The sequence below is a fragment of the Geobacillus zalihae NBRC 101842 genome (assembly GCF_001544135.1).
GTDB classification, from domain to species: Bacteria; Bacillota; Bacilli; order Bacillales; family Anoxybacillaceae; genus Geobacillus; species Geobacillus zalihae.
This window is the reverse complement of sequence record NZ_BCPV01000006.1, coordinates 32,418-45,170: the sequence shown is the minus strand read 5'-3', so window position 1 is coordinate 45,170 and position 12,753 is coordinate 32,418. Positions and strand designations below refer to the sequence as shown.

General features: G+C 53.1%; 10 protein-coding genes. All 10 read left to right on the top strand.

Annotation, left to right across the window (positions count from 1 at the left end; translation table 11 throughout):
* Window positions 1–12: 12 nt before the first annotated feature.
* Window positions 13–915 carry a carbohydrate ABC transporter permease gene (locus tag GZ1_RS03880; RefSeq protein WP_044745014.1) on the top strand — a complete coding sequence of 301 codons (903 nt, stop codon included), beginning with the start codon at window positions 13–15 and terminating at the stop codon, window positions 913–915.
* Between the two features lie 331 nt (window positions 916–1,246).
* Complete coding sequence (locus tag GZ1_RS03875; protein ID WP_060787919.1) at window positions 1,247–2,854, top strand: glycoside hydrolase family 43 protein; 1,608 nt, start codon at window positions 1,247–1,249, stop codon at window positions 2,852–2,854.
* 92 nt (window positions 2,855–2,946) lie between these two features.
* Complete coding sequence (gene xylA / locus GZ1_RS03870) at window positions 2,947–4,284, top strand: xylose isomerase (protein WP_060787918.1); 1,338 nt, start codon at window positions 2,947–2,949, stop codon at window positions 4,282–4,284.
* Between the two features lie 13 nt (window positions 4,285–4,297).
* Window positions 4,298–5,797: a xylulokinase gene (xylB, locus tag GZ1_RS03865; RefSeq protein WP_060787917.1), complete on the top strand. Its 1,500-nt coding sequence runs from the start codon at window positions 4,298–4,300 to the stop codon at window positions 5,795–5,797.
* Between the two features lie 115 nt (window positions 5,798–5,912).
* The gene (locus GZ1_RS03860; protein WP_060787916.1) at window positions 5,913–6,215 is read left to right on the top strand and encodes a hypothetical protein; all 303 of its coding nucleotides are present in this window, start codon (window positions 5,913–5,915) and stop codon (window positions 6,213–6,215) included.
* Window positions 6,216–6,509: 294 nt separating this feature from the next.
* Window positions 6,510–7,544: a nitronate monooxygenase gene (locus GZ1_RS03855; RefSeq protein ID WP_060787915.1), complete on the top strand. Its 1,035-nt coding sequence runs from the start codon at window positions 6,510–6,512 to the stop codon at window positions 7,542–7,544.
* A gap of 75 nt (window positions 7,545–7,619) precedes the next feature.
* On the top strand, window positions 7,620–8,807 hold the full coding sequence (locus GZ1_RS03850; RefSeq protein ID WP_060787914.1) for an iron-containing alcohol dehydrogenase: 1,188 nt from the start codon (window positions 7,620–7,622) through the stop codon (window positions 8,805–8,807).
* A gap of 221 nt (window positions 8,808–9,028) precedes the next feature.
* Complete coding sequence (locus GZ1_RS03845) at window positions 9,029–9,430, top strand: acyl-CoA thioesterase (protein ID WP_015374955.1); 402 nt, start codon at window positions 9,029–9,031, stop codon at window positions 9,428–9,430.
* Window positions 9,431–9,448: 18 nt separating this feature from the next.
* Window positions 9,449–9,853: a DnaA N-terminal domain-containing protein gene (locus GZ1_RS03840; RefSeq protein WP_014195972.1), complete on the top strand. Its 405-nt coding sequence runs from the start codon at window positions 9,449–9,451 to the stop codon at window positions 9,851–9,853.
* 340 nt (window positions 9,854–10,193) lie between these two features.
* Entirely contained in the window at window positions 10,194–12,620 is a 2,427-nt protein-coding gene (nirB, locus tag GZ1_RS03835) for a nitrite reductase large subunit NirB (protein WP_060787913.1), read from the top strand.
* Window positions 12,621–12,753 lie beyond the last annotated feature (133 nt).

The window sequence follows — 12,753 nt, the reverse complement described above, 5'->3', positions numbered from 1 at the left end:
AAAAGATGGAGGATGCGTTATACGTCATGGGGAGATATGGTTTTTGATGTTTGCAACTATAGCTTGATGCTCGTTCTTTGTGTCGTTATGCTTTATCCGATGTTGAATACGTTGGCCATTTCTTTAAACGATGCCAATGACGCGATTCGTGGGGGGATTTATCTTTGGCCTCGGGAGTTTACACTTTACAACTACGAATATGTGTTAAAGGAAAATACGCTGCTTAATGCGTTACTCATTTCGGTTTTAAGAACCGTCTTAGGCACCGCCATTTCTGTTTTCTGTACAGCGATGGTGGCTTATGTCATCAGCCGGCCGGAATTTGTTTTTCGTAAGTTTGTCACGATTGCTTTTATCTTGACCATGTATTTTAATGGGGGGTTAATTCCTACCTATTTGCTGATGAGGGATCTCCACTTAATTGGAACGTTTTGGGTATATATTATCCCAGGCATCATTGGGGTCTTTAATTTGATTGTGATTCGTTCGTTTATTGAAGGTCTGCCGAACAGTCTGATCGAATCGGCACGGATTGACGGAGCAGGGGAATTTCGGATATTTCTTCAGATTGTATTGCCCCTTTCCTTGCCTGTGTTGGCTACAGTTTCCTTGTTTGTGGCCGTGTATCAATGGAACTCTTGGTTCGATGTTTTTCTCTATAATTCTTCCAACCCCAATTTAAGCACCTTGCAATATGAATTAATGAAGATTTTGCAAAACACGAATGCAACGATGTCTGGAAAAACAGCGGCTGATGCATTTGCGAATGCTCATGCGGATGCTAATACTGTCACTCCATCGTCCATTCGGGCCACAATGACCATTATCGCCAGTGTTCCGATCATCCTTGTCTATCCGTTTTTACAAAAATACTTTATTAAAGGATTGACACTGGGAGGAGTGAAGGGGGAATAAATCTAATCAGTCAATGTTTCGGCTAGAAGGGAGATGAAAAACAACAGATTCGCTCGACTTGTTGGAAATCAAAAGGAATAAATGGATGGTGTAACAAGGTTTTTCCATTTCGGAAACCATGCTGGACAGCCGTATTTTCCCTTAAATCACCGGTTTCCTAGAAGGCCGCGGAACACAGCGCTAGTTCGCTGAACAGCGGGATTCGCCAAAACGTCGATTCTTCGTTTAGGCTGAAAATGGCTGTTGCTAGACATGTGATGTTCACAAGCGGAAAGCGGTACCAGGTTCTCTCATTGAAAGCAGAAAGGCAGGAAAAGAGAGGGGAGAGAAAGTGTTGAAAATCAAAAACCCCATTTTAACCGGATTTCATCCCGACCCGTCCATTTGCCGAGCGGGAGACGACTATTACATTGCCGTTTCGACGTTCGAATGGTTCCCGGGGGTGAGAATTTACCATTCGAAAGATTTAAAAAATTGGCGTTTAGTAGCGCGCCCGTTAAACCGGTTAAGTCAATTGAATATGATAGGAAATCCGGATTCTGGAGGAATTTGGGCTCCGCACTTGTCGTATAGCGATGGGAAATTCTGGCTTATTTATACAGATGTGAAAGTCGTTGAAGGACAGTGGAAAGATGGCCATAACTATCTTGTGACGTGCGACACGATCGATGGTGAATGGTCGGATCCGATTTATTTAAATAGCTCTGGATTTGATCCGTCTCTCTTTCACGATGAGGATGGAAAAAAATACTTGGTGAACATGTATTGGGATCATCGGGTCGGCCATCATCCGTTTTACGGGATTGTGCTTCAAGAATACAGTGTGGAACAGAAAAAATTGGTTGGTGAGCCGAAAATTATTTTCAAAGGAACGGACTTAAGAATTACAGAAGGGCCGCATTTGTATAAAATCAATGGTTATTATTATTTATTGACGGCGGAAGGGGGAACGCGATACAACCATGCGGCGACGATTGCCCGTTCGCGCGCTCTCTATGGTCCGTATGAGGTGCATCCCGACAATCCGCTGATTACGTCTTGGCCTTACCCGCGCAATCCGCTGCAAAAGGCTGGCCATGCGTCGATTGTCCATACTCATACGGATGAATGGTTTCTTGTTCATTTAACTGGTCGGCCGCTGCCAAGGAAGGGACAGCCGTTGCTGGAACACCGCGGCTATTGCCCGCTCGGACGTGAAACAGCGATTCAGCGGCTTGAATGGAAAGATGGATGGCCCTATGTGGTCGGAGGAAACGGGCCTTCGTTAGAAATCGACGGGCCGAACGTTGAGGAAGTTCCGTGGGAAAAAGATTACGATGAAAAAGATGATTTTGATGGTGATACATTAAATCACCATTTTCAAACATTACGAATTCCTTTAGGGGAAGACATCGCTACCTTAAAGGCTCGTCCGGGACATTTGCGGCTGTACGGAAGAGAGTCGCTTACTTCCCGGTTTACACAGGCGTTTGTCGCCAGACGATGGCAGCACTTTCATTTTGTTGCCGAGACGAAAGTGTCCTTTCGCCCCACAACCTTTCAGCAATCGGCTGGTCTAGTAAACTATTACAATACGCAAAACTGGACGACGCTTCAAATCACATGGCATGAGGAAAAAGGACGGATTCTTGAATTGATGACATGCGACCATCTCGTGGTTGATCAACCGTTGCGGGGACGGGAGATTGTCGTTCCTGATGACGTTGAGTATGTGTATTTACGGGTAACCGTGCAAGCGACAACGTACAAATACTCTTATTCTTTCGATGGAATGAATTGGATTGATCTTCCTGTCACGTTTGAATCATATAAACTGTCGGATGACTATATCAAAAGCCGGGCTGCGTTTACCGGGGCGTTTGTGGGCATGCATTGTCGGGACGGTTCGGGGCAAAACAACTATGCGGATTTTGACTATTTTTTGTACAAAGAATTATAGAATACTTTGTTTATATGATAGACAAACAATCATGAAAGCGTTATAATAAAACTGAAACAAATCATTCTCGCTTATTTAAGGAGGACTTGGACATGGCGTATTTCCCGAATATCGGCACCATTCCATATGAAGGACCAGAGTCGCGCAATCCGTTGGCGTTTAAGTTTTATAATCCAGAAGAAAAAGTCGGCGACAAAACAATGGAGGAGCATTTGCGCTTTTCGGTCGCCTATTGGCATACGTTCACGGGGGATGGATCGGATCCGTTTGGCGTCGGCAATATGATTCGCCCGTGGGACAAATACAGCGGGATGGATTTGGCGAAGGCGCGCGTGGAGGCGGCGTTTGAACTGTTTGAAAAGCTGAACGTTCCGTTTTTTTGCTTCCATGACGTCGACATCGCGCCGGAAGGGGAAACGCTCAGCGAGACGTACAAAAACTTGGATGAAATCGTAGATATGATTGAAGAGTACATGAAAACAAGCAAAACGAAACTGCTGTGGAATACGGCGAACTTGTTCAGCCATCCACGCTTCGTTCACGGGGCGGCAACGTCATGCAATGCCGATGTGTTCGCCTATGCGGCGGCGAAAGTGAAAAAAGGGTTGGAGATCGCCAAACGGCTCGGAGCGGAAAACTACGTGTTTTGGGGCGGCCGGGAAGGTTATGAGACGCTGCTGAACACGGACATGAAGCTGGAGCTTGACAATTTGGCTCGCTTCTTGCACATGGCGGTCGACTATGCGAAAGAAATCGGCTTTGACGGCCAGTTTTTGATCGAGCCGAAGCCGAAAGAGCCGACGAAGCACCAATACGATTTTGATGTCGCGACGGCGTTGGCGTTCTTGCAAACGTACGGGCTCAAGGATTACTTCAAATTCAACATCGAAGCGAACCATGCGACGTTGGCGGGCCATACGTTTGAACATGAGCTGCGCGTCGCCCGCATTCACGGCATGTTGGGCTCGGTCGATGCCAACCAAGGCGATACGCTGCTTGGCTGGGATACGGACGAATTCCCGACCGACTTGTATGCGACGACCTTGGCGATGTACGAAATTTTGCAAAACGGCGGCCTTGGGCGCGGCGGCTTGAACTTTGACGCGAAAGTGCGGAGAGGTTCGTTTGAACCGGAAGACTTGTTCTACGCCCATATCGCCGGGATGGACAGCTTTGCGATCGGCTTGAAAGTCGCTCATCGCTTGCTGGAAGACCGCGTGTTTGAACAGTTCATCGAAGAGCGGTACAAAAGCTATACGGAAGGCATCGGCCGCGAGATCGTCGAAGGGACGGCGGACTTCAAAAAGCTTGAGGAGTATGCCTTGCAGCTCGGCGACATTCGCAATGCGTCCGGTCGTCTTGAGCGCTTGAAAACGCTGCTCAACCAATATTTGTTGGAAGTCAGCGTGCCGAGCGCATCCCGTTCGTGAAAGAGGGATGAGGATGGAATACGTCATTGGCGTCGATTTAGGAACGAGTGCCGTCAAAGTGCTGCTTGTCGACCGACACGGCGTGGTGAGAGGGGAATGGACCGAGTCCTATCCCCTTTACCAGCCGCATTCCGGTTATAGCGAGCAGCGCCCGGACGATTGGGTGGAAAAAACGATCGTCGCGCTCCGCCGCGTCTGGGAGACGGCGGGCGTTTCCCCCGAGTCGATCGCGGGGATTAGTTTTTCCGGACAGATGCATGGGCTGGTGTTGCTTGACGGCGACGGGAATGTCGTGCGCAACGCGATTTTGTGGAATGATACGCGAACGACGGAAGAGTGTCGGGAAATTGAAGAAAAGGTCGGCCGCGACCAGCTGCTTTCCATTGCCAAAAATGAGGCGCTGGAAGGGTTTACGCTGCCGAAACTTCTGTGGGTGAAAAACCATGAACCCGAACTGTACGAGCGGGCGCGGGTGTTTTTGTTGCCGAAAGATTATGTCCGCTTCCGCTTGACCGGGCACATGGCGATGGATGTATCGGATGCGGCGGGGACGCTGCTGTTGGATATTGAAACGAAAACGTGGAGCGAGGCGATTGCCCGTGCGGTCGGCGTCGATCTTTCGCTTTGTCCGCCGCTTGTTGAAGCGACGGCGTTCGTCGGGACGCTGCGCCCGGAGATTGCCGAGCAGACCGGGCTGCCGTCATCGGTGAAAGTGTTCGCCGGTGGGGCCGACAATGCGTGCGGTGCGGTTGGCGCGGGCATTTTGGCGGAAGGGCGCATGATGTCGAGCATCGGCACGTCAGGCGTCGTGCTGGCCTATGAACAAAGCGGGGAAAAAGATTTCGCTGGAAAAGTGCATTACTTCAACCACGCCGAGCCGGATGCCTACTATATCATGGGAGTGACGCTGGCGGCGGGCTACAGCTTTGACTGGTGGAAGCGGACGTTTGCGGAAGACGTGCCGTTTGCCGAGATCGTCAAGCGCGCCTCCGAGTCGCCGATCGGCGCGAACGGCTTGTTGTTTACGCCATATCTTGTCGGCGAGCGGACGCCTTATGCCGATGCCGATGTTCGCGGGTCGTTTATCGGCATCGACTCGCGGCAGACGAAATGGGATTTCGCCCGCGCGGTCATGGAAGGGATTACGTTCTCGCTCAACGAGTCGGTGGAGATCATCAAAGCGAGCGGCAAAACGATCGACTCGGTCGTCTCGATCGGCGGCGGAGCAAAAAGCGCCGAGTGGCTGCAAATCCAAGCCGATATTTTCGGTCTCCCGGTGGAGAAGCTGAAAAACGAACAAGGACCGGGGCTCGGCGCTGCGATGATCGCCGCGTGCGGCGTCGGTTGGTTCGATTCGCTCAAGCAATGCGCGGATGCGTTCAAACAAGTCGAATCCGTCGTCGAACCGCGGCCGGATGCGGTCGCCCGATACAAAGAGCTGTTTGCGATTTATCGCGATGTATATCCGCGTACGAAAGAACTGGCGAAACGGTTAAAGGTGTTTCGGCCGTGACGACAAACTCCCTAAACCAGTGGATGGTTTGGGGAGTTTTTTGTTTGATCAGGCCACGGGGCAGGATAACACGCCATGCTTGTTGAAAGAAGAACTGAAAAGGGGGAAGCGAAACATGGACATTCGAAAAGAATTTGAACATCTTCAATATTTCTTTGACTCGTATTACAATCAGACGTTTTATAATGCTGAATTGGAAGAACAGCTGTTGCAATTTCTAGCGGATGAGCCGAAATGGGTGGTTCGTGCCTTGAAGTTGGAAGTAGAGAAACTCGAACGCATCCATCATCGCAGCGATACGGAGACATGGGCAAAAATCGAAGAACTTGTCCATGAAAACAGCATGCGCTATTTTTCGTTTGAGGACGGCAAAATGTTTATCGAAGTGGCCAGCCGTTTGTTAAAAGATGTTGAATAAAGCGACCAATGCACAAACAAGCAGCCCGTTTGTTGGACGCCGGGGAACAGCGATTGGATATGGTTCGTGTCCGTCTATTGATCGAACCGCGGATAACATCTGTTTTTTTGATAGCGGATAACATCTGTTTTTTGATAATAGTATTTGAGGTGTGAAACGGACTATGCTGGCCGGGTAGCTGCTGGCATCGTCAGACGCAAAGATTCGTTTGCCAAGGGGCAGGAAATCCCTGCACAAAGCGCGAAAAAATAGGAGAGGGGCAAAACGGTTTTAGCTGAAAGAAGGGAGATACACATGTTCTCTACACTTCCCATCCCGATCATTCAAGCGCCGATGGCAGGCGGAGTGTCGACGCCCGCGCTGGCCGCGGCGGTGTCGAACGCCGGAGGGCTTGGGTTTTTGGCTGGCGGGTACAAGACAGCGGAGGCCATGAGGAAGGAAATTCACGAGCTGCGGACGTTGACGGATCGGCCGTTTGGGGTAAATGTGTTTGTGCCGGGGGACAAAACAGTGGATGAGGAGGCGGTCGAACGGTACCGTGTAGCACTGGCGGCGGAGGCGGAGCGGTTTGGGGCGTCAGTCGGCGAGCCGAAATGGGAGGACGACGACTGGGCGGCGAAGCTTGATGTGCTTCTTCAGGAGCGAGTGCCGGTTGTGAGCTTTACATTTGGTTGCCCGGACAAAGAAGTGATCGCTGCCTTGCAAAAGGCGGGATCGTTTGTGATCGTGACGGTCACGGCGGTGGAGGAAGCTGAAATGGCAGCCGAAGCTGGGGCGAATGCGCTTTGTGTGCAAGGGGAGGAAGCGGGCGGGCATCGGGCGTCGTTTGGCAACGATCCGGAACAAGATGAGGCGCTTGAGTTGTTTCCGCTGCTGGCCCGAGTGCGGGCGGCGGTCCGGGTTCCGCTCGCGGCGGCGGGCGGGATCATGGATGGGCGCGGCATTGCGGCGGCGCTTAAAGCCGGGGCGAGCGCGGTGCAGCTCGGGACGGCGTTTTTGCGCTGTCCGGAAAGCGGGGCGCACCCGCTTCATAAACAGGCGCTTGCCGATCCGCGGTTTGTGGAGACGGCCGTGACGAGGGCGTTTACCGGCCGGCCGGCGCGCGGGCTTGTGAACCGGTTTATGGCGGAGTATCGCGCCATGGCGCCGGCGGCGTATCCGCATGTGCACCATATGACAAAACCGCTGCGAGCTGCAGCCGCCAAGGCGGGCGACCCGGAGGGAATGTCGCTTTGGGCCGGGACGGGATATCGGCTGGCGCGGGAGCTTCCGGCGGCGGAGCTTGTCGAAGAGCTGAAGAGGGAGCTCGAGGAAGCTTGGCGAGCATAGGAGTTTGGTTATGCGGATGGAAAGAAAACGCGTTCATTCTTCCGAAAAAATGTTGAATAAGGGGGAGAGAAAACCATGACCGCATCCCGCATCGTCTTTCCGCCGCTCAGCTATGTCGGCTGGGGGGCGCTTACGCAGTTAGTTCCGGAAGTGAAAAGGCTTGGGGGCACACACGTGTTGGTGATCACCGATCCAGCGCTTGAAAAAATTGGCCTCGTCGAGCAAGTGACGTCCCCGCTCCGGCAAGCAGGATGCAGCGTGCATGTGTATACGGATGTTGTGCCGGAGCCGCCGCTTGAAACGGGGGAAAAGGCGGTGGCGTTTGCCCGCGGCGGAGAGTTTGACCTTGTCATCGGCGTCGGCGGCGGCAGCGCGATGGATTTGGCGAAACTGGCCGCTGTGTTGGCCGTGCATGAAGGTTCGGTCGCCGAGTATTTAAACTTGACGGGAACGAGAACGCTTGAGAAAAAAGGATTGCCGAAAATATTGATTCCGACGACATCAGGCACCGGGTCGGAGGTGACGAACATCTCCGTCTTGTCGCTAGACACGACGAAAGATGTCGTGACGCATGACTACTTGCTGGCCGATGTGGCGATCGTCGACCCGCAGCTTACGGTTTCCGTCCCGCCGCGGGTGACGGCGGCGACTGGGATCGATGCGCTCACCCATGCGGTCGAGGCGTACGTGTCGGTCAATGCGAGCCCGACGTCGGACGGCTTGGCGCTTCAGGCGATGCGCCTCATTGCCCGCTCATTGCGCAAGGCGGTGGAACATGGAGCGGACCAACAGGCGCGCATCGATATGGCGAACGGCAGCTACCTGGCTGGGTTGGCGTTTTTCAACGCCGGCGTGGCGGGCGTGCATGCGCTCGCGTATCCGCTCGGCGGGCAGTTTCATATCGCCCATGGTGAATCGAACGCCGTGCTCTTGCCGTATGTGATGGGCTACATTCGCCAAAGCTGCACGAAACGAATGGCGGACATGTTAAACGCCCTTGGCGGCAACTCAAGCTTTTTATCAGAGGAGGAGGCGTCGCGCCGCTGCGTCGAGGAGCTCGAGCGCCTCGTCGCCGATGTCGGCATTCCGAAGACGCTCGGCGGTTTTGGCATTCCGGAAAGCGCGTTAGAAAGTCTGACGAAGGACGCCGTCCAGCAAAAACGGCTGCTCGCCCGCAGTCCGATGCCGCTTTTGGAAGCCGACATCCGCGCGATTTACCAAGCGGCGTTTGCCGGGGCGATCGTGGAACCGAACAACCAGTGAGAACACAAAAACAGGGGCTGCTTCAGGCTCCTGTTTTTTCTTTGGCTGTTGGAAATAGGGTCTCGCTCCTCAGGTTGGATCCCCTTCCGCTCAAGGGGTGACGTTTTTCACGTTTTCTTGATGGTGAAGCAGGAATTTCCACATCGTGGAGCGAACTCATATACATAAGTCCCCTAAATTCGACAAAAGACGATTCCAGTTCTTGTGAAGGGAGAGCGTTTATGTTTACGACTGTCATTACGCCGCGTGTGTCGGAGACGGACGGCGTCGGCCATATTAACAATACGACCGTGCCCGTTTGGTTTGAAGCGGGGCGGCATGAAATTTTCAAGCTGTTTACGCCTGATTTGTCATTCAAACGTTGGCGGATGGTGATCATCCGTATGGAAGTCGATTATGTCAACCAAATGTATTATGGGCAAGATGTGACCGTGTATACCGGCATTGAACGCATCGGCAACACAAGCCTCACGATTTATGAAGAAATCCACCAAAACGGGGTGGTGTGCGCCAAAGGGCGGGCGGTGTATGTCAATTTCAATTTTGACACCCGGCGGCCCGAGCCGATTCCGGATGACATTCGGGCGAAATTGCGCGAACATGTATGGCAGCCAGGCGAGTAGACGAAAGGGGGTGAGTGCGTGAAGGAGCATCATCTTTGGGAGCAAGTGAAAACGAAGCTTGCGCAAAAGCTGCCCGGCCCGTCGTTTGACACGTGGTTTGCCTCGACGTCGGCGACGGTGGATGACGATTGGCTCATCATCGAATGCCTCAACGACATTCAATGTGAATGGCTGCAAACAAGATACGGCGAACTCATCAGTGAAACCGTCCGCGAAGTGTTCGGCCGCGAGATGCGCATCTTCGTCTCTGTCCACGGCGAGCGGCAGAAAATCGAAGAGCGGCTCGAACAGCGATTCGGCGCTCCGATGACCTTCCGTCAATACGTCACCCGCCTTGAGCGGCAGATGGAGGAGCTGGAGCGGCGCATTGACCACTACGCGCGCATCATCGATGAACTGCTGGAATCCCGTCCGATTCACTGATGATCCCCTTAACGAGCAAACCTCCAACAAGAAGCGGCCTCCGCTCCATCAAGCGGAAGGTCGCTTTTTTATGTTATAAAAAGTTACATATTTCCGACAAATACGTATATTAATCTGATTTTTTATATGTTTTTTTGTTAAAATCGCGTTATATAATCTCACATAAAAAATGCATGCTTCATGTTTGACGTGATATGATGGGCACAGCCAAGGCAAAGGGGAAATTGTGAGGGTGATGCGAACAAGAACGGTCGGATTATGGGAGCTGTTGGTGATGACGATTTGGCTTTGGCTGCATCGATGACGATAAACAAGGCAACGAAGATGGAGGGATGGCGACGTGAGACGAAAACTCGTGTTAATCGGCAACGGCATGGCAGGGGTTCGCTGCATCGAGGAGATTTTAAAATTTGACCGCGAGGCGTTTGAGATCACGATTTTTGGCAGCGAACCGCATCCGAATTATAACCGCATTTTGTTGTCGAAGGTGCTGCAAGGAGATACGCGCCTTGATGACATTACGTTGAACAGTTGGGAATGGTACGAACGAAACGGCATTCGGCTGTTTGCCGGCGAAACGGTGACGGAAGTCGACATCAAGCGGCGGCTTGTTCGGACCGACCGTGGGCGGGTAGTCGAATACGATGAATTGATTTTCGCGACAGGGTCGAATCCGTTTATCTTGCCGGTGCCGGGGGCGGATTTGCCCGGGGTGACGGCGTTTCGCGATATCCAAGATTGCGAGCGGATGATCGAATATGCGAAGACGTACAAAAAAGCGGCGGTCATTGGCGGCGGCTTGCTTGGCTTGGAGGCGGCGCGCGGCCTGCTTCACTTAGGAATGGATGTCGATGTCATCCATATTTTCGACTATTTGATGGAACGCCAGCTTGATCCGACCGCTTCCAAGCTGCTGCAGCGGGAGCTGGAGAAACAAGGGATGAACGTTTTGCTTCGCAAGGAGACGGCCGAATTGTTCGGCAACGGCCGTGTGGAAGGAGTGCGGTTTAAGGACGGTACGTCCATTGCCGCCGACTTGGTGGTGATGGCGGTCGGTATTCGTCCGAATGTTGATTTAGCGCGGAGAAGCGGCATTGAAGTGAATCGAGGGATCGTTGTCAATGACTACTTGGAAACGAGCGTGCCGCACATTTACGCGGTCGGTGAATGCGCGGAACATCGCGGTGTTGTGTATGGGCTCGTCGCTCCGCTTTATGAGCAGGGGAAAGTGCTGGCAGAGGCGATTTGCGGCCGAAAAGGAAAGCCGTATGAAGGATCGGTCGTTGCGACTCAGCTGAAAGTGTCCGGTGTCGACGTGTTCTCGGCTGGTGAATTTATGGATGGCGAAGGGACGGAGTCGATCAAACTGTATGACGAAGCACGCTCGGTGTACAAGAAAGTCGTCGTTCGCCAAGGGAAAATCGTTGGGGCGGTGCTGTTTGGCGATACGAGCGAAGGTCGAAAGCTGTTCGATATGATCCAGCGCGGCGATTCGGTTGAGGCGCTCTCGCTGTCGCTGTTTGCCCCAGCCGCTTTAGGCGGGAAGGGAAGCCTTGCGGCGGCGATGGCCGACACCGATGTGGTTTGCGGCTGCAACGGGGTGACAAAAGGCGCGATTTGTCAGGCGATTGCCGAACACGGGCTTAAGACGGTCGCCGAGGTGCGCGACTATACGAACGCGTCTCGCTCGTGCGGCGGATGCAAAGGGCTTGTCGCCGAGCTGCTTGAGCATATGCTTGGTGAAGAAGCGAACCGGTATGCGGTGAAAGAAACGATCTGCGGCTGCACGGACTTAAGCCGTGAGGAAGTGATTGCATCGATCAAAGAAAAACGGCTGATGACGGTCAAAGAAGTGATGAGTGTATTGGGATGGAAAAACGAGGAAGGCTGTTCCAAATGCCGTCCGGCGCTCAATTATTACCTGGGCATGTTGTATCCGGGCGAGTACGATGAAGAAGCGGAATCCTTGTTTGTCAATGAGCGGCTGCACGCCAACATCCAGGCCGACGGCACGTACTCCGTTGTCCCGCGCATATATGGCGGGGTGACGACAGCCGAACAGCTGCGGAACATCGCTGATGTCGCGGAAAAATACAACGTGCCGATGATTAAGATCACCGGCGGGCAGCGCATTGACTTGCTTGGGGTGAAAAAAGAAGATTTGCCGCGCATTTGGGCCGATCTCGGCATGCCGTCAGGCTACGCCTACGCCAAGGCGCTTCGGACGGTGAAAACGTGCGTCGGCAAGCAGTTTTGCCGCTTTGGGACGCAAGATTCGACCGGGCTTGGCATTCGGATGGAACAAACATTTGAGCGGCTGAAAACGCCGCATAAAGTGAAAATGGCCGTCTCCGCCTGCCCGCGCAACTGTGCGGAATCGGGCATTAAAGATGTCGGCGTCGTCGGCGTCGAGGGCGGATGGGAGATTTATGTCGGCGGCAACGGCGGCACCCATTTGCGTGCAGCTGACTTGCTTTGCACGGTCAAGACGGAAGACGAAGTGATCGAGATGACCGGTGCTTTTTTGCAATATTACCGCGAGTCCGCGCATTATTTGGAACGGACGTCCAAATGGGTCGAGCGCGTCGGGCTTGAGCATATCCGCGAAGTGTTGTTCGATGTGGAAACGCGCTGCGCGCTGCTTGAGCGGCTTCACAAAGCTCTTTCCGCGACAACAGATCCGTGGCGGGACATCGTCGAAAACGAGAGACTGCAGCAACTGTTGTTCCGCGATATCGGCGACAAAGAGCCGGTGCCGGTGGAATGAAGGGGGATGACGGCGGGCGGAAAAAGTTGATGTTCCGCCGCCTGGATTGATCATGGGTTAGGATCAATGCTGGAACGAAGAGAGGGAAATGATGGCCATCGTCCAGCCGGAAACGAGGTTTTCGTTTGCGAAA

What these genes read in the sequence shown, in the direction of transcription:
- GZ1_RS03880 (WP_044745014.1), top strand. Translation starts at nt 13, where the DNA reads ATGCGTTATACGTCATGGGGAGATATGGTTTTTGATGTTTGCAACTAT.
- xylA (WP_060787918.1), top strand. Translation starts at nt 2,947, where the DNA reads ATGGCGTATTTCCCGAATATCGGCACCATTCCATATGAAGGACCAGAG.
- xylB (WP_060787917.1), top strand. Translation starts at nt 4,298, where the DNA reads ATGGAATACGTCATTGGCGTCGATTTAGGAACGAGTGCCGTCAAAGTG.
- GZ1_RS03860 (WP_060787916.1), top strand. Translation starts at nt 5,913, where the DNA reads ATGGACATTCGAAAAGAATTTGAACATCTTCAATATTTCTTTGACTCG.
- GZ1_RS03855 (WP_060787915.1), top strand. Translation starts at nt 6,510, where the DNA reads ATGTTCTCTACACTTCCCATCCCGATCATTCAAGCGCCGATGGCAGGC.
- GZ1_RS03850 (WP_060787914.1), top strand. Translation starts at nt 7,620, where the DNA reads ATGACCGCATCCCGCATCGTCTTTCCGCCGCTCAGCTATGTCGGCTGG.
- GZ1_RS03845 (WP_015374955.1), top strand. Translation starts at nt 9,029, where the DNA reads ATGTTTACGACTGTCATTACGCCGCGTGTGTCGGAGACGGACGGCGTC.